The sequence below is a fragment of the Vibrio fluminensis genome (assembly GCF_015278125.1).
Taxonomy (GTDB): Bacteria; Pseudomonadota; Gammaproteobacteria; order Enterobacterales; family Vibrionaceae; genus Vibrio; species Vibrio fluminensis.
This window is the reverse complement of the sequence record NZ_JADILO010000005.1, coordinates 32,368-56,083: the sequence shown is the minus strand read 5'-3', so window position 1 is coordinate 56,083 and position 23,716 is coordinate 32,368. Positions and strand designations below refer to the sequence as shown.

Genomic DNA, 23,716 nt, shown 5'->3' with positions numbered 1-23,716 from the left:
CAACTACGCATGCATAACAACGAAATAAACGCCGTGTCACCGATTGAAAGCGAGACTGACACCCCTACACCAAACGCTGAGTATGACTTCGGACTTAACCTTGAACCTGTTGGTGCTAGCCATGAAGAAATCATTGCTGAAGAAGTGCAAGCAGTGAGAGAGGCGGATCTGGACGCGCTCATGATTGAACGTTTCAAAGGCCGCGTAGTACGTAAAGATCTGACTAAACAGCTCAAAGAAGGGGCGAATGTCCCAGTGTATGTATTGGAATACTTGCTGGGTATGTACTGCTCGTCTGACGATGATGATTTGATTGATGCGGGTATGGCGCGTGTTAAACAAATCTTAACGGATAACTACGTACGCCCAGACGAAGCCGAGAAAGTAAAATCATTGGTGCGTGAAAAAGGCACTCACAAGGTGATTGATAAGGTTTCGGTGAAACTGAACCAGCGCAAAGATGTGTATGAAGCCAGCCTGTCAAACATGGGCATCAAAGATGCGGTGATCCCTGCCAACATCATCAAGGACAATGAAAAGCTCCTGACTGGCGGAATTTGGTGCATTGTGTCTTTGAGTTACTTCTTTGAAGAAGGCCAGAAGACATCGCCATTTTCTGTGGTTTCGGTTAAACCGATCCAAATGCCGTCGATGAACATGAACGAGGTATTTGAAGCGCGCCGTGGCTTTAACATGGATCAATGGATGGACATGCTAATGCGCTCTGTGGGCATGGAGCCCGCCAACCTCGAACAGCGCACTAAATGGCACTTACTCAACCGAATGATCCCGTATGTTGAAAACAACTATAACATTTGTGAACTCGGCCCTCGCGGTACGGGTAAATCGCATATTTATAAAGAGTGTTCACCCAACTCCTTGCTTGTCTCTGGCGGACAAACCAGTGTGGCGAACCTGTTCTACAATATGTCCTCTCGCCAAGTTGGCTTGGTGGGCATGTGGGATGTGGTGGCATTCGACGAAGTGGCAGGCATTCGCTTTAAAGACAAAGATGGCATTCAGATCATGAAAGATTTCATGGCTTCGGGTTCATTTAGTCGTGGCCGTGATTCAATTGAAGCCAAAGCCTCTATGGTGTTTGTCGGTAACATTGATAAAAGCGTCGAAACCTTGGTGAAAACCAGTCACCTGCTAGAGCCTTTCCCACCGGAGATGATCGACTCAGCCTTTTTCGACCGTTTCCATGGTTATATTCCAGGGTGGGAAATTCCGAAGATGCGACCAGAGCTGTTCACCGACCGTTTTGGTTTAATCACAGACTATCTTGCTGAGTTTATGCGTGAAATGCGCAAACAGACGTTTTCTGATGCCATCAGCAAGTTCTTCAAGCTGGGCAACAACTTGAATCAACGTGATGTGATTGGCGTGAAACGCACGACATCAGGCCTGTTAAAGTTGTTGTTCCCGCACGGTGAATACACCAAAGAAGATGTACGTGTGTGTTTAACCTATGCACTGGAAACCCGTCGCCGTATCAAAGAGCAGTTGAAAAAGATTGGCGGCATGGAGTTCTACGATGTGAACTTCTCGTACATTGATAACGATACACTGGAAGAGTTCTTTGTGAATGTACCTGAACAAGGCGGTTCCAGCTTGATCCCTGCGGGTACACCCAATGCGGGTGTGGTGCATTTCGTCAGCTTCGGCGCTTCGGGCAAACTGGGCGTCTACCGATTAGAAACGCAAAAAACCGCAGGTAACGGTAAACATTCCACCAGCGGGTTCGGTGATACCACCGCGAAAGAACAAGTACGCGTTGGTTTTGACTACTTCCGTGGCAACCTCAGCCGCGTGAGCGGCGCCGCTAAGTTTTCCGAGCATGAGTTCCACCTTCACTGTGTCGACTTGCAAAGTTCTGGCAGCAGCCATTCAGCGAGCCTCGCTTCTTTAATTGCGTTTTGCTCTGCCCTGTTGGTAAAACCGATGCAGGAAAAAATGGTGGTGCTAGGAGACATGTCTTTGGGTGGTGTTGTTAACCCGGTTCACGACTTAGCAGGCTCAATGCAAGTCGCGCTTGAAGCAGGTGCAACCAAGGTATTACTACCGATGTCATCGGCAATGGATATTCCCACCGTGCCATCAGAAACGTTTACGAAATTCCAAGTGAGTTTCTACAGCGACCCGATTGATGCCGTGTTTAAGGCATTGGGTGTGAGTTAAGTATTCAGCCGAAGATTGGGGGCTCCTCCAGCATCAACTAACTAAGCCTAAAAGACAGCAGAACCATAAAACGTTCTGCTGTCTTATGCTGGTTATACCTAATCAAAAACATTGTTATAAAACCCAAACCGTACTCAAGATAACACCGTCAAAAACAATATGTTTAAAATATAGTTTTTATATCCATTGAATTTAATTCCGATGTTTTCAACACATCACCATGTTAGAAAAATCTTCAAAGACACCACTATTGGAAAATAATATGACTGCTGCAAATCACGTTGATGTTGTGCTATTAAATGGTTTAACCCAAACACAGGTAGAATGCGCTAACTTCTCCGTTTATGGCTTTGACTTTGGTGAAAAAGGCTTTTATGTAGGAATGAGTAATGACTTTGTCACACGCTACTTCTCTCATTATCACAGTGCATGGAAAACACATAATGACCGAGGGTGTAACGCCGAACTCAAACAAGCGATGCGCAGTTTTCCAAACCAAACATACATTATCGCCACCGCCGAAACACGAAAGGAGGCCAACCGTTTAAAATCAGCCGCTATGGTGTACTATGATGCAACCCTTAATGCGATCCGTGAAAATAAGGCGCTTCACGATACCCGTTGTTTTCAACCTCTCAGCAAAGAGTATGGTGTATGTACTTTATTTGCGCGCCGAGATAATAGTGACCAAAACCGTAACGCTTCATCGGATCGTTCGACGATTGTTTGTGAAATTGTCTGGGAACGATCGAAAAAACGTGTCAAATGCATTGAAGGTCCATATAGTGGCTTGTATGTTCAATGCTCTCAAAAAGAGCGCGACCTACACCCAGTAGGTGCAAAAGTTCGAGTCAAAGCGGCTTTATCAATCAAAAAGAATCAGTTAGTTGCACCAAAAACAGACAAATTACTGGCTGTTTAAGTAATCACTAAAACTTGGTACCAGTTACGTTATTAAGTAACGGTTTCTTTTCAAAAACAAAGATAACTGCTGACAAATGAACAGGTATCACAATTCGGCAGGCTTTCGCCAAAACCGATATTGTTCAGAAAATCGTCATAACTTTCACCGTTAAAGAATATTGAACAAAAAAAACCTCTCAAAGAATCACACTCTTCGAGAGGTTCGTTCGGCATCATGATTTTTCAGGAGCCAAAGCGCTATAAACACGATCAATCAATAATGATATGATAATTCCCGCCCACCGCCTCACTGATCTGAACTTCAACGCTCTGCAAAATCCACATTGTGTCGACTGGATCTTGTACAGTGCAATATTGGTGGAGCACGGCCATCACGCTGCATGTGGCGTTATCAATGACCCGCTGGTGCTTAAATTGAGGCAGTTTCTCTGTAGCAGCTCGTTCTGCAATCAACTCATAAATGTCGCTGCGCATATCATCGATTTGGTAATGATTTAACGGCTTAAACTTGTGCTGCATTAAGATATCAAGACACAGGCTTGTGCAATGCACTGAAAGCGGCGAATAGTTCATAACTGACCTCCATTGTTCAAAAAATTGGCAAAGGCACTGCCGTCACGGCGGGTTAGGTTAGGGACATAGTGCGAGTAAACGCGAAACAACATTGTTGTGGTCGTATGCCCGAGTTGATTCGCAATCCACTCTGGCGACTCTCCTGATGCCAAGAGTAAAGTGGCAAAGGTGTGTCTGGTTTGATAAGGGTTACGACGCTTGTGGTTGCATGTCTCTAGTGTTGGATACCAAACCGAGCGTGAGACCACGGCATAGTTCAAGATTGCTCCTTTCGAGTTCTTGAACACCAAGTCTTTGCCTTTTGATGTATTGTTCCCTTTGTGCGCTCTCAAAGATTGAATCACGCGCTCAGTGAGGTGAATGACACGATAAGAGCCATCCGTTTTCAGTGCTTTCATTTCGCCACGGACATAACTTTGTGACACGGTAATGGTTTTCGAATCCAGATCGACGTCTTTCCACATCAAGGCATCTATTTCACCGGTTCTCATTCCGGTAAAAAATCGCGTGGTGTAGTAGCAATGGAACTCAGGCTCAACCGCTGATAAGAACAACTCCACCTCATCCAGATTGAAAGGATCCACTTCCGTCCTACCCACTTTCAGTGCCTTGATATTTTTCCATGGTGAGGTAAAGTCATAACGATCAGCGGCTTCATTAAGAATGACCCGTAGTGGCGTCATGATGTGATTGATCCGTGAAGGGCTCAGAAAACCTTTGCTTCGTCCCGGTACTTTGGCGAGGATGGAACGAAACTGTAGGATTTGCCCCTTATTGATGGCGCTGATCTTCTTGTTACCGAAGGTAGGCAACAAGTATTTGTTTAATACGCCCTCCACATCCATGTAATGCGATTTGCTCCACTCGACTTTCATCTCAGCTAGCCAAATGTTGGCGAACTCTGCGAATTTCGGTGAGTCTGCCGCATCAAAGTAGGCTTTGCGTTGACGCTCACGCTCGTCTATCAACTGAAATTTCTTGCACTTCTTACTGTTTGGAAAATACGCGGCATAATCAAAGCAGCCTAACAGTATTTCGGCTTCAATCCGGTCTACCAGTTTCTTCAATCGATTTCGGTTAGCAGGTGTATCCGGTAACTTGGTGTACTCTTTACATCGCACGCCTCGATACTGAAAATCGACATACAATGTTCCGTTTTTGGCATTAACCGCTCCCATTTAAACCCTCCCCTATACACCTGAAATCAAGCTGATTGCGGTTGTACCATGAAGCATTTCTTCCTCAACCCGCTCCCAAATGAACAGTATTTTTCTTCCGCCGAATGGACGAACGTAGTGAATGCCCTCGAAAAGCACGGAATCTTTCAGTTGTTCTCGAATCACTCGGGCATCGTACTTGATGACTGCTGACAGTTCGTCAGTGGTTAGATATGTAAAGTTCATGACCCCTCCAGGCATTAAATGTACCTCTTGAGGTTCAATGTAGGCCGCTAAGATAACATTAGCAAGTGTCATTATGATTCTATAGAGGTACATTAGAGCAGTCTAAAGGTACAAATGATTCACTTATTTTCGTAAACGTAAGTTATACTTAGAGTTTTCGCAGAAACGGGAAATTTTCAGAGTATGATTAAGTGCCACTTATCCACACTAATGGGCGCGAAGCGATTAAAAATTGCTGATGTTGTCAGAGATGCAGGGATAAATCGAAACACGGTGACTCGCTTGTACCACGAAACAAACAACCGAATCGAATACGATACGCTTGAAAAACTGTGTAAATACCTAGATTGCAAAATTGAGGACTTGTTGGAAATTGTTGAAGACGCGCCTTCAACGGATTCTGATTAGATTTTCTTATATTGAGCCGATGTTTTCAGCTCAAATCTGATTTTCTGTGAGCAAAACAGACGGGGAAGCAAGCAGTCCCTTTTGAGTCCCTTTCAGGTCCCCAAGCAATTTGACAGACTAGTACGCCAAATATCAGACACAAAAAAACGCCATTCGGCGCTTAGGTTTTCAATCAGTTACAGGTGTTTTTTGCTAGAAAGGATTTGGAGCGTACTGCGGGAATCGAACCCGCATCATCAGCTTGGAAGGCTGAGGTAATAGCCATTATACGAAGTACGCTTTATCGTGAAGGCGTAGTTAATATGCCACATATGACTGAAAAGAAAAGCGTTTTTTCATCGAAAACCAACCGTTCGGTCATTATGCAACCACTTGGTTGTGTTTTCGTCCATTTTAGAGCTTTAAGCGCGGCTGGATAAAGTCGATAAAGGCTGATATGCGTCTAGCTACATTGGAGCTGCGATAGTAAACCGCGTTAATCAACTCCCTGCCAGTATTGGTCCGTTTTTCACTTTGCATCAAAGACACTAACCGCCCTGATTCAATGTCATCGTTGACCATAAAACCTGACAAGACGCCAATACCATTGCCAGTCAGTACCAGTTGTCGCACCGTTTCACCATTACTGGCACTTATATTGGGTGTAATAATGGGCAAATTGGGTAGTGGCCATTGGTTGAGAACTCTTGGCGCGGTAAAGCCGACGATTTGATGATGAGGCAAGTCAGTTATATTTTTAGGTATCCCCTTTCTCGCTAAATATTGTGGGGATGCAACAATATGCAACTGACTTTTCCCTAAGGGTTTAGCATGTAAGGTGGAATCTTCTAGCTTGCCAATTCTAATCGCGACATCGGTACGTTTCTCTATCAAATCAACGAATCCTTCATTTGAAGTCAACTCTAGTTCTATATCAGGAAACGCGGTTTGAAATTCCGCCATCAAAGGGACTAGCTGATGGAAAATAAACGGACTGGCTGCATCTACTCTTAAGTGTCCTTTAGGAGAATCACCCTGCGCTTGTAATTCCATTTCAGCTTGTGAGATCAACTGCAAGCCTTGTCTTACTGAATCCGCAAACTTTGCGCCTTCATTGGTCAATTCAATGCGGCGTGTTGTGCGGTTAAGAATAGTCACACCCAGTTGCTGCTCAATTTTATTTACCGCTCTCGATATCTTAGCGACTTGAATTCCGAGCGCCTCAGCGGCTGCGGAAAAGCCGCCGTTATCAATGACAGCAAGGAGTAACATTAGATCGTCTGAACGGCTTTTCATGGTGCTCTTCTCTAGTAAGTAGACTTTGCAGCGTAACAATTAATGCTATTTTCTACAAAAGTATTTTGTAAATAACCCTATTTTTCACAAATAAAGTTCTACTGATAATAGCGCCACTTCTTTATTAGTAGAGATTAAATTATGCCTATCGCATTGTTTGCTTTAACTCTCAGTGCCTTTGCAATCGGTACCACTGAGTTTGTTATTGTCGGACTGATCCCAACCATGGCGACAGATCTTGGCGTTTCCATCCCTTCTGCTGGCTTACTTGTCAGCCTATACGCGCTTGGTGTCGCGGTCGGCGCGCCAGTACTTACTGCGCTAACCGGAAACTGGCCGCGCAAAAAAGTATTGCTGGCCGTTATGTCGCTTTTTGTATTAGGTAACCTTTTGGCATGGCAGGCTCCTGGCTATAACACTTTGATCGTTGCACGTATACTCACCGGTCTTGCCCATGGTGTGTTCTTTTCTATCGGTTCAACTATCGCTACTGGGCTGGTGAGCAAAGAGAAAGCCGCAAGTGCTATCGCGATTATGTTTACTGGTTTAACCGTCGCGCTAGTGACAGGAGTGCCGCTGGGTACTTACATTGGTCAGCAATTTGGCTGGGAAACCACATTTTTAATTGTCTCTGTACTTGGTCTTATCGCACTAGTTGGCAGCGCTTTATTAGTTCCAAATGATCTCGCGCAGCCTCCGGCAAGTAAGCTTTCAACTCAAATGAAAGTGTTAACCAATCCTCATTTATTGTTGGTATTTGCCATTACCGCGCTTGGCTATGGTGGTACGTTTACGGCGTTTACTTTCTTAGCGCCACTACTTCAAGACGTATCAGGCTTTAGCGCTAATGCGGTCAGCATTATTATGTTGGTTTATGGTGTTTCCGTTGCCGTTGGCAATATTTGGGGAGGGAAACTTGCAGATAAAATGGGGCCAGTGAAAGCTCTCACGGTAATCTTTACCGGATTGGCTCTCGTATTGTTCGTTTTCGGCTTTACGGTATTTAACCCAATTGCAGCGGTACTTACTATCTTAGTATGGGGCGCATTTGCTTTCGGTAATGTCCCTGGGCTGCAAGTTTATGTCGTGAATTTAGCGGAAAAATACGCTCCAGAAGCAGTCGATGTTGCTTCAGGGTTAAACATTGCCGCCTTTAATATCGGCATTGCACTAGGCTCTTTTGGCGGTGGTATGATTGTTACTCACTCCGGTGTGACGAGTACACCTTGGTATGGCGCGTTAATCGTTATCTTAGCGCTTGCACTGACTCGTTTAAGTGGTTTTCTTGAGCGTGATAACCCATCATTAAACTTACAAAAATCGTAAACTAATAAGCGATATCCGCTTTAGGTGCCATTGTTAATGTTGGCACCTTATATCCTCAAGTAACCTCAAGATGCTAGGTTCATCTAGATTGACTTGGTGTAGGCAAGGCAAGGCAAGGCAAGGCAAGGCAAGGCAAGGCAACGATTTGGATAGCTATCCTCTCTAAATCAAGTGGTTCTAAATCAAGAATCGATAACGAAAAGTACGATCCTCGTAAACTTTTCCTTTGGAGCTAATCACTGAGTATAGAACTCTTTAAGCACCACCTGATCTTTGCCGTTCGCTTTGGCTTGATACATTAAGTGGTCCGCATCACTAAGAGAAATCTCTTCACTCGACTGATGGTAATAAGCACAGCCTAAACTCACACTTACTCGGCGGTTATCTTCAAAAATCACTAACTGCCTGACCGACTCACACAGTTGCTCTGCCAAGTCTTCCGCCTGTTTCACTGTTAGCTGAATAGCAACCACAGCAAACTCTTCGCCACCAATGCGTCCAATTAGATGCTGCTTTTCAGTGACGTAACTCACCGCCTCTCCAACCGCGCGAATCACTACATCTCCTACTTGGTGGCCATAGGTATCGTTGATCGATTTGAAATCATCAATATCAAACAACATCACACACACCTTACCACCTTTAGAGACACGATCAGAAAACTGGTTGTAGAAGTGATAACGATTGCTTAAACCTGTCAATTGATCCGTTTGTGACAGATATTTCAACTCTTTGTTGGCATGCTCAAGCTCATGTGTTTTGGATCGTACAGCCATGCGCAACACTATCATATAGCTAATAATCGCGATAACGGCGATAGCGAATAATATTGGAACAAGAAAGTTGGGATAAACTGTTTCAATATACATCCAGCGACTAAACACTTTTTGTTTAGCTTCATCGGTTATTTTAACAAGGCCCTTTGCGAGCTGAAGCAACAAAACATCATTGCTCTCTGCCACCGCTGGCCTTAATACACCAGAATACAAATGTTTTACACTCGTGAACTGTCGATTACTTTTGGGGGTATGCAAGTAAAAATTTGCGACTTGCAAATCGGCAACAAAGGCGTCTATATCACCCTCGAAGGCACCTTCAATCAACTCAGCATTATTGCGAAATACAACTAAGTTAATATATGGGTAGTTGTTCTTAGCGTACGTATGCTCAAAACCGCCCTCTACGACGCCTAGTTTAAAGTCATGTTCACCGGATAGAAGATAATTAACATCCGTCATTAGCAACTTTTGACTAACAAAGAGTTGCGTGTCGATCGTCATTATCGGTTGACTGAAATCTAGAATTTCATCTCGGTCAATTGACCAAAGTAAACCGGCATGCACGTCTGCTCTGCCTTCTTTTACCGCTTCTATTGAATCGTTCCAATCGAGTAATAGAAACTCAATTTGAGTACCTGTCACCCGAGAATACTCTCGCCAGTAATCAATCAAAATACCGTCAGGCTGGCCTTGTGCATTAATAAACGAGAATGGCTTCCATGCTTTTGAATTCGCGATCACCAGAGTTTCACTTTCTTCTTGAGCAAATAGGGAGACTGGGCAGAACATCAGAAGCACTAGCACTAACAAGCGACACACAACGAACCTCGATAACAACAGCGAATCAAAATGAGTTTCAGATAAATATTAATTTTATTATTAGTGTATAGTGCAAAAATCATACTACCTGTAGTTATTAACCCATTTTTACGAGTGATGACTCAGTAGTAATGTAATTGTGTGACATATACACATGTAGCTTCACTATTTTTAGAAACTCTTTACCCTCTCATTGATAAGTCTATTTTCGTTTTATTCGCCGAAAAACCTTTCTCGTCTAAATTGAGCAAAGCAATAGACCGCCTTCTCGCTAACCAATTACGCACATTCCAATTTTTGACACATGATTACTTTTAATTTGTTGGGCAAGGTATGTAATAGCACTTGGATTTTTTGTCACAATCATCAAGTACCTACGAAAAGAAGGAAAATCTATGAAAATCCACAATATTGGGGCGAGCTTAATAGCACTGCTATTTTCCTTCTCGTCATGGGCAGACTCAGAAGCACTTTCTAACGCGGTGCTAGAGCAGTTGTCAAAACAGCCAACACAACAAATAATTCAAAGTGCATTTAGCCAAAATCCAAACCATGTACTTGATGTACTTACGGTGCTACTTAGTAATGAACGAGTTGATCCTATTTTAGCAATCACTGAAGCGATCAATGCCGCGCCGAATGAATTGTCGCAAATTGTCGAGTTAGCTCGGGTAGCCGGTATCAGTAACGAAGATATTACTACTGCGGCTCTACTTGCGAATGCCGACCCTACAATCGTTGCAGAAGCGACCGCGGCTGGTATTGCCCTCCAGCCAGTCTCCCCGCCCTCAGCACCTGCCATAGGAAGTAACGGCGGCGGAGGTAGCGGTGTTGTTTCGCCAAATTAACGCCAAGCAGTTTAGATTGAGTCGGCTTAGATTGAGGTGGTTTAGGTTGAGGCAGTTTCGCGCCAGGCTGCCTGTCTCTCTCATTACTGTCAGTACCATAGAAAAAGTTATCTTTGCCTCACTATTAGTAATGATCATCTGGTTACCGATTCCCCTTGGCAGCAACCGCATGTGGGCTTGGTCACTCATCCAAATTATCGCGTCGATCCAATCAATAGTGTTGCTTGCCTGTTATAAAGGTCGACTTCCCTTCTACCAGCTAACCCATTACAAATATTTGCTCATACCGATAGGTGTTTTTCAAGTTTGGGTGCTGTTACAAACAATCCCAGTTCCCTTGTTCTTACTTGAGTTTATCTCCAGTTCTAGCTTCCAAATTTACCAACAAGTAGAAGCATCTTGGGGCACTATTTCTGTCGATAGCCGGATCACCTTAGTAGCGCTATTTAAAGGCTTCAGCTACACGCTCTTACTGATTAACGCCATCTTTCTTGTCAATTCAAGTAAACGCCTTAAGCTCGTTGTTATCACGCTCATTGTTAGTGGCACATTTCAGGCATTTTACGGCGCTACATACGTCTTACTCGAATCACCAACTAGTCCCATTTTCGGCTTACCTGCTGAAACGACGGCGACGGGTTCTTTTGTTTACAAAAATCACCTTGCGAATTATTTAATGATGACACTTTGTGTTGGCATTGGATTAATCATCTCCCAATTACACGTCCATCACGCACCGTCATGGCATAGCGCGATCCGTCGGACTCTAGAAGGTATCCTTAGCAGTAAAATGCTCGTGCGCTTGTGTCTTATCATCATGGTCATCGCTCTGGTTATGACACGATCTAGAATGGGAAACTCCGCTTTCTTTTTTGCTGTAACCTTCGGCGGTATCCTCGCGCTGTTAATTTATAAGAACCGCCCCTTCGCCTTACCTTTATTAGTGGCCAGTATTTTGCTGATTGACGCAATTGTCATTGGTTCGTTGTTTGGCTTAGAAAAAGTAAAACAACGATTGGTCGAAACCTCCTTGGTGTTCGAGTCACGAGATCAAGTTCTACTATGGGCGTTGGAGATAATTAAAGACTTTCCAGTGACTGGGACGGGAATGGCCAGCTTCTATACCATTTTCCCAAGCTACGCTCAGGGCGATGTCGGTGTGTATGATCATGCTCATAACGATTATCTGCAGTTTTTTGTTGAAGCTGGAATACCTGCGACACTCTTACTTGCAACATCCGTTGTTTTCACTATTTGGCGCTGCTTTAATACTATACGCAACAGAAACAGTCGAACGATGAAAGGGATCAGTTTAGGCTGCATGATGGCGATTGTCGGAATGTTGATCCACATGAGTGTGGATTTTCACCTTCAACCCGCCGCAAATGCGGTTACTTTTATTCTCATTCTCTTCTTAGCCAACGCATGTTCGGTTTTACCGGCGACAGGTAAGTTCAAGCACGCGTCTATATCACCTATTTTAGAGTCAAGAGAGCCAAAAAGTGTTTAATAAAATCTTAATAGTCTGTACAGGAAATATTTGCCGCTCTCCGCTTGCTGAAGCCCTATTTAACATGCACGTACCCTCACTACAAGTACGCTCAGCAGGTATCGTGGTAACGGAAAATGATCTAGATGGATACCACGCTGAACCAAACGCAATAGCGGTCGCCTCTGCTCACGGGTTAGATATCTCTCAACACTACGCTAAGCAAATCACTGCTGCAGATGTTAAAGAAAATGATTTGATCCTCACCATGTCGCAAAATCACGCCAGCCAACTGGCCTATTCATTTTCTGGTGCTAAAGCGAAAACACTGCTTATCGGCCAATGGATTAATGTTGGCCACGTGAGAGACCCGTTAGGCAAGAGCGTAAATGAGTTTGAAGAGTGCTACACAACACTAGAAAAAGCGGTTTTGAGTTGGAAAAATCGCTTGTAGGATATTCAGTTTGATGGCTGACAAGTCGGTATATCTATTCGATTAAAAGTTAACATGTTACATAACCGCACCTTGGCTGGTGAGAACCGAATCATATGATCAACATCTGCAAGATACCTTTTGTTCGCTGCCAGACTTAACAGCAATTGGGTAGCGTTAAGTTTCTCCTTCACCTCTGCACGCTGCCAATTAATATAGGTTTGTTCAATCACGGCAATACTTGTCGAGTTTTTTTGTAAACCAAACTGCTGTGCCAATTGTAAGTGTTTTTCCGCCTTTTCCCACTCGCCTTGGGTCATCGCAATTTTCGATAGTTCAACATGTGTTTCTGACCATGTAGGTCGTAGAATGGCGCTCTGCTGATACAGACCTTCGATATCCGCGCTCTCGTTCAATGAGTGACTTAGGAAAGCTTGCCATTGGCGATACTTAGCGAAAATATACAAGTCATGCGCGGTGACAAACATGGAAGAATGGTTAGGATGTAGTAACGATAGCTCTTTGAGCTCGGATGATCTATCGGCCACCATCAGAGATTCTAACCGATGATGGACAGCACCTGTGTAAATTGACTGGGTTAAATAAGAAATGCCACCAAATAAAGTAACGATAGATATCAATAAAAACAAAACATTGAAGCTCTTTGTCATAGCGTACAACCTTTGTTTCTCGAGAAATGAATTCTGAACGGTTGAGAAAGTACGCTGAATTATTCAACTAACCTGCCCTTGTAACAGGTTAGTGTAAAAACTCAGCGTATTAATCAGCTAAATATGGCGTCTAGCTGTTTTTACCATAGGCATACAATGAGTACTCGGTATATGCGTGCTTACCTTCTTTTCGAATTGGTACTTGGTTCAAGACCACACCATCGACAGAAACGCCATGTCGATTCAGTAACGTCATTGTATGATTATAAACTGACTTACTGGTGCTGTTCGCCTTCATCACCAACACCAAACCCTGAGCCAGTCGTCCAATAATATAGGCATCTTTAACCGGTAAAATAGGTGGCGTATCGAGAATGATTCGATCGTATTTGGTGGCTAACTCCTCGATTAACTCTTCAAAAGCGGCGCTGCTTAGAATCTCTTGTGGGTTTGGTGCTAGCATCCCGCCAGTCATCACATCAAGATTTTCATTTACGGATGTGATGCATTCCTCAACAGAGGCATTAGTCAACAACACGTTAACTAAGCCAGCTTGGCTTGATGGTAGAGAAAATCGCTCGGCAACCGATGGCTTACGTAAGTCACAGTCTATCAATAAAACACGTTCCAACTTGGCAAAAGACATCGCTAAGTTAACGGCTGTCGTCGTCTTACCTTCAGCGGGTACGGCTGACGATATCGCCAAGAGTTTTCTTTGCGAGTTTCGTAGGCTGAGATACAAAGAGGTTCTGATTGAATCAACAGACTCTTGGAACACACTGTGCCTTTCGCTCGCAAACACCGACGCATCGATTGGTGAGTTCTTGTACTTCTTGTCACTAATCATTGGAATAGCACCCGTTGGCAACAAGCCTAGTTTGTTTTCAAAATCACGGCTTGATTCAATTCGGCTATTAAACGCATCTAAGAAAATAATCGTTAACACGGCGAAACCGATACTGCCACATAGGGCTAAAAGAACGATAAGTTTTCTATTTGGCTTGCTTGGTTTTAATGGGACAAGAGCATAGTCACTAAAGCGTGCATTAGAAGCGCTGAAGTCTCGAGTGGCTGTCGTTTCTTTCTGTCTGGTCAGGAACAAATCGTAAAGTTTAGCATTGGTGTCCACTTCACGCTTTAACGCGTCATACTCACGTTTAACAACACTTAACGATTGGAACTCAGCTTTCTTTGACAAAAGTTCACTCTTCAACATCTGCTCTTGTTCACGAGCGCTGATCAACTCTTTCTCAACACCATCAATCAATTTTTTCGTTAACTTGTTAGCTCGAAGTTGAATTGATTGAAGTTGCGCTTGAGCTTGGATCATTTTGTCGTGCTTTGGGCCATAACGTTTAGATAGCTCACTAACTTGCTTCTCTGCGTTTGATTCTGCTAAACGAATATCGCGAATCTGCGGGTGATTAGAAATGAGCGAAACTGAGGAAATCGAAGAAATATCGCCATTTGGTTTACTCTTCAAAGCATTATAAAGAGATTGTGCCTCAATGCGCTGGTTGGTAGCACTACTGATTCGGTCAGTTAAATTGGTTAACTCTGAGCTCGTTAAAGCTTCAATTCCGCTGTTATCGATAAGCTTCTGTTGTTTGAGAAATAACAATAGTGCCTGTTCAGAATCTTCAAGTTGCTTTTTGAGCGAAGCTAGACGTTGATTGATCCACCCTGTTGCCTGCTCCGTAGCAACCAACTTAGACTCAAGGCTGTTTTCGATATAAGCGTGAGCGACTTCATTGGCAATGGTTGCCGCAAGATTTGGATCAAGAGATTCGAACGAGATGTTGACCAATTGAGTTTTGCGAATAGGTTCAATACTTAATTTAGACTTAAATATTTTCAGGACTGTTTGGTTGATACCAGAATCATCGACAACAATCGATTTCGAATCTGTTTCGTCTTTTGATAGATAGGAAGCAATGACAGGCAGAGACTTGATTTCCACTTTAAGGTTATCAATCAGACTCGGCTCAGACTGAATTAGACTTGGATTAAACTCGATATTATTTTCTAAATCGAGTTTATCTATAACACGCAATGCAACTTGATTCGATTTTAAGATTTCAAATTGAGTCAAATAGTATTCTTTTGCCGACGTATCAATACCAACGACCTCTTCAATAGAAATCGCTTTTTTCTGCGATGACTCTATCAACAAAGTTGCCGTCGCTTTGTATGTGGGTTTGAGTGACAACGCAAATAGAATTGATATTGCTGTACACAAAATAGAAAACAGTGCAATCGACAGCCATTTCACCTTCACAATGTGAACGTAATAACCGATATCAATTATCTGTTCTTTTTCTACTTTACCCTGTTGTAAACTACTAAACATATTAACTTCCGAGAAACTGAATCTTAGGTAAATGGGTTAAAAGAAGCTTTGATCAATTACGATGATATCGCCCGGCAACACCTTCGCTGAAAGATTAACATTTTTCTGGTCGTTACTACCTGCTTGAGAAATGCTGATCTTGCTACGAGCAGCTCGGTCAGTGAAACCTCCGGCCAGAGCAATCGCTTTATCAACGGTTAAACCAGGTTGATACTCATAACCGCCTGGTTTTTTTACCTCGCCATTAACATAAATACTACGAAACTCGGTGATGCTAACTCTCACTTTTGGCGAGATTAAATAGTCACCTTTTAGCCCCTGAGTAATCTCATTCTTTAACTGCTCTGGCGTTTTATTAACGGCGACCATTTCCCCCAAGTAAGGGTATTCAAATCGACCACTGTTATTAATATAAAGCTGTTCAATGGACAACTCTTCTTCACCATAAACGGATATTTGAATTTTATCGCCTGCACCAATGATATAAGTATCTTGGAACGCGTGTACTTGCATAGAGGCAAGCATCAATAAGAGCGCCATCAAAACTGCACTTATTGGTTGATTCATAATCTCTCCCTACAATAAATCAATTAAAAAAGTAAATTTGCAGATAAGTACCAAACATTTTGGTCGTAGGTATTCGATTCTATGCTTGAGTCATTCGATTCCTGTCTCCAGCCCATAGCAATGCCCATATATTGTCGTAGTTCATAGCCAAGCGAGACGTCGGTTCGAATCAATTCATCTTCGCGTTGCGAACCGGAATAATCATCTTGGATGTAATCAAGCGCTAATTTGCTGTAAAAGTTTGATACCCAAAAATGCTTCCAATCGCCTTCAAAGCTCGTTCGGTCTACGAAATCGCTGCTTTGATAAGGGTCTAACGCGCGTAACGCAGCGGCTAAAGAGAAGGTCGAATAATTTACAGGTTTCCAACTAAACTCTAAGTCCCAACTCACACCGTCGAAATCAGTTTTAGTTTTGTCTTCATAGTTCTTATCTTGCAAGCCAACTCTAAACTTGCCTTCGGTCTTACCTGTCAGATCCCATCGAGCACCAACGTAATAATATGTATCTAAGTTATCTTGCGACTGATTGGTTTCAGGGTCATTGAGCTCATAATCTCTACTTGCGAGATTAAACTCGGTGAGCAATTGAGTTGATGGAGACAGGCGATAGTAGAAGCCCAAACCACCACCAAATTCATCGTAATCTTTGTAGCGGGTGCTTAACTGTGAATAGTTAGTTAAGGTTATATCGCGATAATTATCGAATCGTTTGTTTTCGTACTTTATATTCGACTCTATAAGGCCTTTAGCGCCCTGAGAACCAAACGCATAAGTTAAGCTCGCGCTATGAATACTAAATCTCACTGGCTCATCAGCAATAGTAGACAATTCATCACCGGCTAATAATCCAGTTCCTCGCTCTTGATGCGAGTTAATATAGGCATAATTTATACCTATGGCATGTCTACGACTTAGTTGGATGCTATTGTTAGAAATTAATTTGTGGTCGATGTAATTATCATCTGAGCTATCAAAATAGTGACCAGATGACAGCTGATAGAGCACGTTATAGCTATTACCATTGCGATCAGATGATAAAACCACACCAGGCTCAATGACGAAGACTGTCGAAGATTGTGCTTTTTGAGCGTCAGACAATCGACCTATATTATCTACGTGCTCGATTTTGCTCTCTAAAATAGGAAGAACTCGAATGCCAGACTCAGTAATATAGCCAGACTGCTCATTTGCTGAAGTTGCAAATGACATAGCAAAACCGATTACAACAAAAATACCGTTCTGAGGGCTTTTCATAATTGTTCCTTAATCGCTCAACCAGTCCGAAGTATAAAAAGACAAACCACAGTGATTCATCAATAATACTGACAGCCAGTAAAAGTCGCATCCATCGCGCATTTCTACAGGCCTGCAAGTTAAACCGTTTAATAGGCACTTTCAAGCAAGATAGAGAACAAAAGTTTATTAATCGACGAAAATCTCACGCATAAGACTTGCATACAAATTTCATCCATTTCGAGACCATAGTCACGCCTAGGTGGGTTAATTTTAAACTACTCTGACATTCCTCACTCGCAGCTAAATTTTTTTATCTGTACAAATAAGGTATGAATTGAGTTCAATTGAAACGAAATAGGCTTAAAGTACTACAAATATATCTATAAAATTAACTTTGACCGAGAGTGATATATAAACGATATAACTAGTTATCTATTAGCTTTTACGTTTAACGTCTTGAGATGGTAGGCAAGTAGAACTCTTTGACCTAAGCTAGTTTTACGACAAAAATCAATGTTTTGCACATTAGTCATTGCATCGATCATGCAACTAAAGAATTGGTCGGTTCGAATTCTATTCAACATTAATTTGAGTCGATGTATCAGGAAACAATCGCAGACAAAAGCTAGCTGAAATATGGTTATATGAAGATGTTTTAATGACGGGCGAAAAAGAGTTTTCGCCTTCCGAAGATGACATCCAGAAGGCGAAGTAGATTAGATCTGAGCTGAAGTAATGTAATTCGTCAGTTCTTGATTAGAAACCGTAGTCACTAATTCATCATTTAAGTAGAAATCTACCGAGTCTGCACCCTTTTCACCACGCAGTACTTTCTGCTCACCATTTAGATAAGTAATTTCCATCTGCAGCGTGTTCTCATCGATTTGTTGCATGATAGCGCTATCGATATCGCTGTTGTTGGTTAGCGGTACGCTAGTTAAAGAAGGATCCAGTTGGTCATTTACTTTGATGTAGTTTTTAGTTGGTGTATCAACCACAGCTGGTGATTTACCTGAAATTGGGTTAGTACCGGTCCAGAACTCAATAGAGTTGAAAATGAATAGGTCGACAGTACCCGCTAAGCCGTACACCGGTGACAATAGTAAGAACATACCTTCACGCGCATAACGGTTATCCACTATCTCTAGGTTGAATTTAGAGACTAAACCTGTCGTTGCCATTTGCCCCATACAACCAGTTAGAGAAGATGCGCCTAGTGCTGCCACTACAGCAATTTTTGCAGCTTTGAATTTCATTTGTGACTACCTTTAGAAAATTTGCGCGCATGCTAACCCTCCTTTCTTATCATTGGAATCTTGAGTGGGCTTAATTGACAAAAAACTTACTCGGCCTTCATGGTAAATCTTAGTTTTCGGAATTATTGCCTAGCACTTTGCTGGGTTGCCACAATAAACATGGACAAAATCTGTCCAAAACAACGTCTTCCGAGATGTTTGGTTGTTTATTCGTTAACTCAATCATTTAAAAAGTAAGTTTATTTTTGGATTTAGTGGAAAAAGAGATTCCAATCACATTTTATTTGGTTATAATTCGCGCCCATTGCGCTTTATGTTGATAAACGCAAACAAATTTTGAATAAATCGTGTGTTAAACCATCCTCTTCTATAGAGGCAAACTGAGAAATAAAATGAGCAAGATTGATAAAGCTATGCGCATTCTGCTAGCAGGATTCTGTATCAACCTTTGTCTTGGCATCCTGTATGCTTGGAGTGTATTTAACAAAGCGCTTGTGACTGAGTCAGGCTGGAGTGCAGCTGAAGCATCTGCACCTTACGCAACTGCAACAATCACTTTCTCTATCTGTCTTTTAGTTGCAGGTATCCTTCAAGACCGTATGGGTCCACGTATGATCCTGATCCTAGGTACTATCCTAACGGGTATTGGCATGATCGCTTCTGGCTTTGTTGACTCACCAATGATGCTAAACATCACGTTCGGTGTTATCACAGGTGCTGGTATCGGTTTTGGTTATGCATGTCTTGCGCCATCTGCAATGAAGTGGTTCCACTCTTCTAAGAAAGGTATGGTTAACGGCATCATCGCAGCAGGTTTTGGTCTTGCAGCTATTTACCTAGCGCCAGTAACGTCTGCACTAATCGAAAGCATGGGCATCCAAACAAGCTTTATGATCCTTGGTGTTGGTATTCTTGCTATCGCAGTTCCGCTAGCAGCAACAATCAACAACCCACCAGCAGGTTACTCTCCAGCAGAGCCAGCGGTTAAAGACGGCGCAGCACCAAAAGCGGCAAGCAAGTCTGAAGACCTAACTTGGAAAGCGATGCTTAAAACGCCTCAGTTCTACTCTCTATGGATCATGTACGCGTTCGCAGCTTCTGTTGGTCTAATGATCATCGGTAACATCACAACTATCGCAAGCGTGCAAGCTAACCTGCCAAATGCAGTTTACCTAGCGTCTCTTCTAGCGGTATTTAACTCAGGCGGTCGTGTAGCAGCTGGTATGCTTGCTGACAAAATTGGTGGTGTTCGCACTCTACTAATCGCATTCGTACTGCAAGGCATTAACATGGTGCTATTTGCAACGTTTAAATCAGAAGTAACGCTAATCATCGGTACAGCAATTGCTGCAGTTGGTTACGGTACTCTACTAGCGGTATTCCCTACTCTAACAGCTGAGTTCTACGGCCTGAAAAACTACGGTACAAACTACGGTGTACTATACACTGCATGGGGTATTGGTGGTGCGATCGGCGCAGCTGTAGTTGGTTTCTCAATGACTAACGGTGAAGGCTACACTCTAGCGTACACTATCTCTGCAGTAATGATGGCAGTGTGTATCGTTCTAGCATTCATCACTAAGCCACTTTCAGAAGCAAAAGTTGCTGAACTGAAAAACGCTTAATAGCTTGAATTGAAAGTTAAAAGGCTTACCCTTGTGGTAAGCCTTTTTTGTATGTGTGCGTTATGGAATCTCAAATACAACTCGCTGAAGATTATTACCTGGCTAATTTCAATCGCCTGATTGAACACGCCCAAGCTTGGTATAACGATATACTCCATATTTCAGAACTGGAGTGGATATCTGCCTATCGCTCACTCGATAAAGCCAGTCAATGTTTGCTGGTGCGCTTATATAGCCGCAAAGGATCGTTATTTCGCAGTGACAAACTCATCTACAACGAAATTCCTTCCATTCCACTCGCTTTAGAGCAATTGGCAGCTAAAGACTTTATTTCGCTAAACCCTGCTATTAGCGAGCAGCAGTTAGCCCAAACTCTGCTGACCAAAACCGAGTTAACTCCCCTATTTCCAAAGCGATTTTTAGATCACTCACGCTCACTGAAAAAACCGCAAATGGTTGAACTACTCACGGATGAACCATTTGAGCGATTTGACGAGCTCAGTTTTGTGGTCATTGAATTGCACTTTGCTGAGATGATAGACCTGCTGTTAGCGCTATTCTTTGCCAACACTCATCAAGACTTAACCCAATTTGTCCTCGATGATCTGGGTTTAAATCAGTTTGAGAATTACCCCCTCAGCATCGAGCGACGATTTTTCAACCATCGCGACCAAGTCGAACAACTGCTGGCACTGAGTAAGTTAGCGGATAGCTATTGGAATGCCGATAGAAAGCAATTGAAAGTAGTGAAACAGCTTGCCGGTGCAATTCCCGCCGTCATTGATCACCCATATATAGAGAGAAAGCGACAGCACCTTATCAATGATATCGCACGTGACTTTGAACGCCTCGGAGAGTTTGAAACGGCATTAAACCTATTTAAGCAAACTTCACTGCCGCCAAGCAGAGAGCGACAAGCCAGGATTTATGACAAGCTAGAGCAAAACGACAAATTTAGTGACGTTGTCACATTAATTTTAAACCAACCCAGCGACATCTCTGAGCTTGAAATCAGTCAAAAGCTTGAGCAGCGCCTGCTACGTAAACAGGGAGTTAAAATTACTCGCGTGGCAAAACCAACATATAAAGAGCATCACTTAGCGTTAAACTTGTCGCAGCAACGAGTTGAACTTGCGGTGAAACACCATTTTGAGGACCAAGGTTGGCAAGTATTCTATAGTGAAAACTCGCTGCTCAATGGCATTATGGGCGTAGCGCTTTGGGATGCAATATTTGCCCCAGTTGAAGGGGCGTTCATCAACGCCTATCAGTTCAAGCCATTGGATCTATATCATAAGGATTTTTACGCCAAACGCTCTAAGCAAATTAACCGAGCGCTTGATAAACTCGCACAAGGCAACCACCAATTCGTTATCGACAACTACCACAACAAATTTGGGATAAGCAATCCGTTTGTCGTTTGGAGTCATTTCACTGAGGAGCTGCTTAGCTTGGCGTTAAGCACCGTAAAACCTGAACTACTGGTCAATTTAATCAAAGTGCAACTCAGTGATTTAAAACTGTATCGAAATGGTATGCCCGATCTTATCGCGTTTAAAGATGGACAGTTTGAGTGGATTGAAGTCAAAGGTCCCGGAGACAAACTGCAAGATAACCAAATTCGCTGGTTCAAACAGTTTAGCCGCCTAGGCGTGCCTTTTTCCGTCTGTTACGTTGATAACAACCCTGACACTAATAGGATTTGCGAAGCGGTTGAAGCAACAAAAGACAAACCCAAAATGTGACGGCGATGATTGCCGCCATATCAAGTGACAACCAGCCAAAGCCATTTGAAAGGAGCAGAAACAGTGGCGGCAGCATAACGCCTGCAACGTAAAAGTATGTTGATACTTGCCACTTTTTATTGCACATCTTACACAGGTAAGCTTCCTTCGATTTTGCTGTCATTTTCGCCATCAGAGAGATCGATTTAGCATGACAATTGGGGCATTGAAACATGGCTACCACCACTTACTAATTCAATTAATCGACCACAAACAACGTTGCACCCAACAGCGTAGAAGAGCGATGCGCTTCTGCATTATCTGCGACCTGATAACTCATTCCCGGCTTTAATACGAACACGCGACCGTCATCCAATTCAGTGGTGAGCTCACCTGACAGACAAAAGAGAATATGTCCCTTTGAGCACCAGTGGTCCGCAAGATAGTTCTCTGAATACTCCACCATACGTACTCGTAGCTCGCCAAAATGTTTGGTTCGCCACAATGCTACCCCCGTCTCGCCGGAATGTTGTGTAACTTCAACGTTTTCCCATTCAGTGATACCAAAAGGTAAGTTGTTGATCTCCATCTACCGCTGCTCCTTTCATCATTTCATTTGCGTTCTAACAACGAATATGACTAAAGTAACAAAACTCTGCTGATGGTGAACAGCCGATAAATGTGTTCTTAACCGCATAAATTTATGTAATGCAAACGAGTTTATAGGCACCTCAAGATTCACTGCGACTTGTTTTGAGCTTCTCAATTACATAAGGCGGCGCAATCATCTCAAGCTCAGCCAAACACTGAGTGCCTTTTGCGTTATCGTGGCGAAGGTAGATATCACACAAGGCATATAGCTGTTCGGGCGCACCTGAAATTACGTAAGCTTTTTCAAACGAACTGGTAGCAGTTTTAACGTTAATAGGCTCTTGCAACACGCCATTTAAATACCAGTAGTAGCTATTGTCTTTTGCTGAACTTGCTGCGATCGCCATTTCCTGAGCCGCTTCTTCTGGACGCTCTAAACGTACAAGTGTTAGTGCTTTTGAATAATGCAGAGGGGCATTTTTCAAGGCATTTGCAGGGACTCTTTGAATTGCGCTATTCAGCGTTTCCAACGCCGCCTTATCGAGCTCTTGCGCTCGATAGTTATCGGCTAAACTTAACCAAATTTGTCGGTTATCCGGCTGTTTGGCTAATAATGCTTGATAGATAACGTCCGCTTGTTGCCACTCGCCTTGCCAACGATAGACATCAGCCAGCAATAACCGTGATGAACTCTCCTGCTGAGGCTTTAGGTAATCAATCAACTCCGCAATAGGGCGGCTCAGCTGTTGCTGCTGAACGGGCTCTAACCGTTGATAATCACGCACTAAATTCGCCGCACTGGTGACTCTTACTGAATGATTGGCGTCATTAAGCAGTGGTGACAACAAACGCCAACGATATTCAATGCCGTAGGGCTCTGCAGCAATCACCGCCGCCTCTCTAATCTCTGCATCTTGGTCTTTCAACCCTCGCGCCACCGCAACCAAGGCATTTTGGTTCGGGTACTGAGCTAGCTCTCGTAACGCTTTCGCTCGTTGGGCAGAATCGAGTGTTTTGTCCTGCGCCTGATAAGACAAATCTGCAATATGCTGACTTAATGGCTGGCTAATGCTTGTGTTGGGCGCTTGTGTAACCGAACTACTGGCTTGGGTACTGGATAGTGACTCGTTGTGTACTTGGGCGCTTTGAGGAGTACCTGTTTGAGCAAAAGTCGGTGCTGCAAACACAAGCGTCAACATCAACGCGACTTTTCTTATCGTGAATTTCTTCATATCA

Annotated in this window: 21 protein-coding genes and 1 tRNA gene; 9 read left to right on the top strand and 13 right to left on the bottom strand. The window is 43.2% G+C overall.

The genetic code is table 11. From position 1 onward, the window contains the following. Positions 1-9 precede the first annotated feature (9 nt). Both brxL and IRQ95_RS05770 read left to right on the top strand, forming a co-directional pair. Entirely contained in the window at positions 10-2,181 is a 2,172-nt protein-coding gene (gene brxL, locus IRQ95_RS05775; protein ID WP_194436052.1) for a protease Lon-related BREX system protein BrxL, read from the top strand. 262 nt (positions 2,182-2,443) lie between these two features. Further along, complete coding sequence (locus IRQ95_RS05770) at positions 2,444-3,103, top strand: hypothetical protein (protein WP_194436051.1); 660 nt, start codon at positions 2,444-2,446, stop codon at positions 3,101-3,103. A gap of 251 nt (positions 3,104-3,354) precedes the next feature. Here IRQ95_RS05770 and IRQ95_RS05765 read toward each other — a convergent pair whose 3' ends face one another. The 3 genes from IRQ95_RS05765 to IRQ95_RS05755 are packed head-to-tail and all read right to left on the bottom strand — an operon-like array spanning position 3,355 to position 5,081. Continuing rightward, a complete protein-coding gene (locus IRQ95_RS05765) occupies positions 3,355-3,678 on the bottom strand; it encodes a hypothetical protein (protein WP_194436050.1) in 324 nt (107 codons plus the stop codon). Continuing rightward, positions 3,675-4,856, bottom strand: a complete 1,182-nt coding sequence (locus IRQ95_RS05760; protein WP_194436049.1) for a site-specific integrase — start codon at positions 4,854-4,856, stop codon at positions 3,675-3,677. The genes IRQ95_RS05765 and IRQ95_RS05760 overlap by 4 nt, the downstream gene beginning before the upstream one ends. A 12-nt stretch (positions 4,857-4,868) precedes the next feature. Then, on the bottom strand, positions 4,869-5,081 hold the full coding sequence (locus IRQ95_RS05755; protein ID WP_194436048.1) for a hypothetical protein: 213 nt from the start codon (positions 5,079-5,081) through the stop codon (positions 4,869-4,871). A gap of 183 nt (positions 5,082-5,264) precedes the next feature. On the opposite strand from IRQ95_RS05755, the gene IRQ95_RS05750 reads away from it, so the two are divergent. Next, positions 5,265-5,489 (top strand): helix-turn-helix domain-containing protein, encoded by a 225-nt coding sequence (locus IRQ95_RS05750; protein WP_194436047.1) that lies wholly within the window; start codon positions 5,265-5,267, stop codon positions 5,487-5,489. A gap of 204 nt (positions 5,490-5,693) precedes the next feature. Here the strand turns inward: IRQ95_RS05750 and IRQ95_RS05745 are convergent. Continuing rightward, positions 5,694-5,768, bottom strand: a tRNA-Gly gene (locus IRQ95_RS05745). Between the two features lie 114 nt (positions 5,769-5,882). Continuing rightward, the gene (locus IRQ95_RS05740; protein ID WP_194436046.1) at positions 5,883-6,764 is read right to left on the bottom strand and encodes a LysR family transcriptional regulator; all 882 of its coding nucleotides are present in this window, start codon (positions 6,762-6,764) and stop codon (positions 5,883-5,885) included. 141 nt (positions 6,765-6,905) lie between these two features. On the opposite strand from IRQ95_RS05740, the gene IRQ95_RS05735 reads away from it, so the two are divergent. Then, positions 6,906-8,090 (top strand): MFS transporter, encoded by a 1,185-nt coding sequence (locus tag IRQ95_RS05735; protein ID WP_194436045.1) that lies wholly within the window; start codon positions 6,906-6,908, stop codon positions 8,088-8,090. Between the two features lie 236 nt (positions 8,091-8,326). Here IRQ95_RS05735 and IRQ95_RS05730 read toward each other — a convergent pair whose 3' ends face one another. Beyond that, a complete protein-coding gene (locus IRQ95_RS05730) occupies positions 8,327-9,688 on the bottom strand; it encodes a transporter substrate-binding domain-containing diguanylate cyclase (protein WP_348541583.1) in 1,362 nt (453 codons plus the stop codon). A gap of 395 nt (positions 9,689-10,083) precedes the next feature. On the opposite strand from IRQ95_RS05730, the gene IRQ95_RS05725 reads away from it, so the two are divergent. The 3 genes from IRQ95_RS05725 to IRQ95_RS05715 are packed head-to-tail and all read left to right on the top strand — an operon-like array spanning position 10,084 to position 12,479. After that, positions 10,084-10,536: a hypothetical protein gene (locus IRQ95_RS05725; protein WP_194436044.1), complete on the top strand. Its 453-nt coding sequence runs from the start codon at positions 10,084-10,086 to the stop codon at positions 10,534-10,536. A gap of 46 nt (positions 10,537-10,582) precedes the next feature. After that, positions 10,583-12,046 carry an O-antigen ligase family protein gene (locus IRQ95_RS05720; RefSeq protein ID WP_228481306.1) on the top strand — a complete coding sequence of 488 codons (1,464 nt, stop codon included), beginning with the start codon at positions 10,583-10,585 and terminating at the stop codon, positions 12,044-12,046. Continuing rightward, positions 12,039-12,479: an arsenate reductase/protein-tyrosine-phosphatase family protein gene (locus IRQ95_RS05715; protein ID WP_194436043.1), complete on the top strand. Its 441-nt coding sequence runs from the start codon at positions 12,039-12,041 to the stop codon at positions 12,477-12,479. Before IRQ95_RS05720 ends, IRQ95_RS05715 begins: the two co-directional genes overlap by 8 nt. A 5-nt stretch (positions 12,480-12,484) precedes the next feature. On the opposite strand, the gene IRQ95_RS05710 is transcribed toward IRQ95_RS05715, so the two are convergent. From IRQ95_RS05710 to IRQ95_RS05690, 5 genes are all read right to left on the bottom strand, one after another. Next, positions 12,485-13,129: a hypothetical protein gene (locus IRQ95_RS05710; RefSeq protein ID WP_194436042.1), complete on the bottom strand. Its 645-nt coding sequence runs from the start codon at positions 13,127-13,129 to the stop codon at positions 12,485-12,487. A 130-nt stretch (positions 13,130-13,259) separates the two neighbouring features. Beyond that, positions 13,260-15,479, bottom strand: coding sequence for a GumC family protein (locus IRQ95_RS05705; RefSeq protein WP_194436041.1), 2,220 nt, complete (start codon positions 15,477-15,479; stop codon positions 13,260-13,262). Between the two features lie 36 nt (positions 15,480-15,515). Continuing rightward, positions 15,516-16,046, bottom strand: coding sequence for a polysaccharide biosynthesis/export family protein (locus tag IRQ95_RS05700; RefSeq protein ID WP_194436040.1), 531 nt, complete (start codon positions 16,044-16,046; stop codon positions 15,516-15,518). 23 nt (positions 16,047-16,069) lie between these two features. After that, entirely contained in the window at positions 16,070-17,302 is a 1,233-nt protein-coding gene (locus tag IRQ95_RS05695) for an outer membrane beta-barrel protein (protein ID WP_194436039.1), read from the bottom strand. 698 nt (positions 17,303-18,000) lie between these two features. Further along, positions 18,001-18,540 carry a DUF3332 domain-containing protein gene (locus IRQ95_RS05690; protein ID WP_194436038.1) on the bottom strand — a complete coding sequence of 180 codons (540 nt, stop codon included), beginning with the start codon at positions 18,538-18,540 and terminating at the stop codon, positions 18,001-18,003. 392 nt (positions 18,541-18,932) lie between these two features. Here IRQ95_RS05690 and IRQ95_RS05685 point away from each other — a divergent pair, with 392 nt between their 5' ends. Together IRQ95_RS05685 and IRQ95_RS05680 are read left to right on the top strand one after the other, a co-directional pair. Further along, complete coding sequence (locus IRQ95_RS05685) at positions 18,933-20,165, top strand: L-lactate MFS transporter (RefSeq protein WP_194436037.1); 1,233 nt, start codon at positions 18,933-18,935, stop codon at positions 20,163-20,165. Positions 20,166-20,227: 62 nt separating this feature from the next. Beyond that, a complete protein-coding gene (locus tag IRQ95_RS05680) occupies positions 20,228-21,910 on the top strand; it encodes a VRR-NUC domain-containing protein (protein WP_194436036.1) in 1,683 nt (560 codons plus the stop codon). A gap of 238 nt (positions 21,911-22,148) precedes the next feature. On the opposite strand, the gene IRQ95_RS05675 is transcribed toward IRQ95_RS05680, so the two are convergent. Together IRQ95_RS05675 and IRQ95_RS05670 are read right to left on the bottom strand one after the other, a co-directional pair. Next, positions 22,149-22,478 (bottom strand): DHCW motif cupin fold protein, encoded by a 330-nt coding sequence (locus IRQ95_RS05675; RefSeq protein WP_194436035.1) that lies wholly within the window; start codon positions 22,476-22,478, stop codon positions 22,149-22,151. 142 nt (positions 22,479-22,620) lie between these two features. Next, on the bottom strand, positions 22,621-23,712 hold the full coding sequence (locus IRQ95_RS05670; protein WP_228481305.1) for a tetratricopeptide repeat protein: 1,092 nt from the start codon (positions 23,710-23,712) through the stop codon (positions 22,621-22,623). Positions 23,713-23,716: the final 4 nt, after the last annotated feature.

Coding starts and splice junctions, on each gene's coding strand:
- brxL (WP_194436052.1), top strand. CDS start 10: ATGCATAACAACGAAATAAACGCCGTGTCACCGATTGAAAGCGAGACT.
- IRQ95_RS05770 (WP_194436051.1), top strand. CDS start 2,444: ATGACTGCTGCAAATCACGTTGATGTTGTGCTATTAAATGGTTTAACC.
- IRQ95_RS05765 (WP_194436050.1), bottom strand. CDS start 3,678: ATGAACTATTCGCCGCTTTCAGTGCATTGCACAAGCCTGTGTCTTGAT.
- IRQ95_RS05760 (WP_194436049.1), bottom strand. CDS start 4,856: ATGGGAGCGGTTAATGCCAAAAACGGAACATTGTATGTCGATTTTCAG.
- IRQ95_RS05755 (WP_194436048.1), bottom strand. CDS start 5,081: ATGAACTTTACATATCTAACCACTGACGAACTGTCAGCAGTCATCAAG.
- IRQ95_RS05750 (WP_194436047.1), top strand. CDS start 5,265: ATGATTAAGTGCCACTTATCCACACTAATGGGCGCGAAGCGATTAAAA.
- IRQ95_RS05740 (WP_194436046.1), bottom strand. CDS start 6,764: ATGAAAAGCCGTTCAGACGATCTAATGTTACTCCTTGCTGTCATTGAT.
- IRQ95_RS05735 (WP_194436045.1), top strand. CDS start 6,906: ATGCCTATCGCATTGTTTGCTTTAACTCTCAGTGCCTTTGCAATCGGT.
- IRQ95_RS05725 (WP_194436044.1), top strand. CDS start 10,084: ATGAAAATCCACAATATTGGGGCGAGCTTAATAGCACTGCTATTTTCC.
- IRQ95_RS05710 (WP_194436042.1), bottom strand. CDS start 13,129: ATGACAAAGAGCTTCAATGTTTTGTTTTTATTGATATCTATCGTTACT.
- IRQ95_RS05705 (WP_194436041.1), bottom strand. CDS start 15,479: ATGTTTAGTAGTTTACAACAGGGTAAAGTAGAAAAAGAACAGATAATT.
- IRQ95_RS05700 (WP_194436040.1), bottom strand. CDS start 16,046: ATGAATCAACCAATAAGTGCAGTTTTGATGGCGCTCTTATTGATGCTT.
- IRQ95_RS05695 (WP_194436039.1), bottom strand. CDS start 17,302: ATGAAAAGCCCTCAGAACGGTATTTTTGTTGTAATCGGTTTTGCTATG.
- IRQ95_RS05690 (WP_194436038.1), bottom strand. CDS start 18,540: ATGAAATTCAAAGCTGCAAAAATTGCTGTAGTGGCAGCACTAGGCGCA.
- IRQ95_RS05685 (WP_194436037.1), top strand. CDS start 18,933: ATGAGCAAGATTGATAAAGCTATGCGCATTCTGCTAGCAGGATTCTGT.
- IRQ95_RS05680 (WP_194436036.1), top strand. CDS start 20,228: ATGGAATCTCAAATACAACTCGCTGAAGATTATTACCTGGCTAATTTC.
- IRQ95_RS05675 (WP_194436035.1), bottom strand. CDS start 22,478: ATGGAGATCAACAACTTACCTTTTGGTATCACTGAATGGGAAAACGTT.
- IRQ95_RS05670 (WP_228481305.1), bottom strand. CDS start 23,712: ATGAAGAAATTCACGATAAGAAAAGTCGCGTTGATGTTGACGCTTGTG.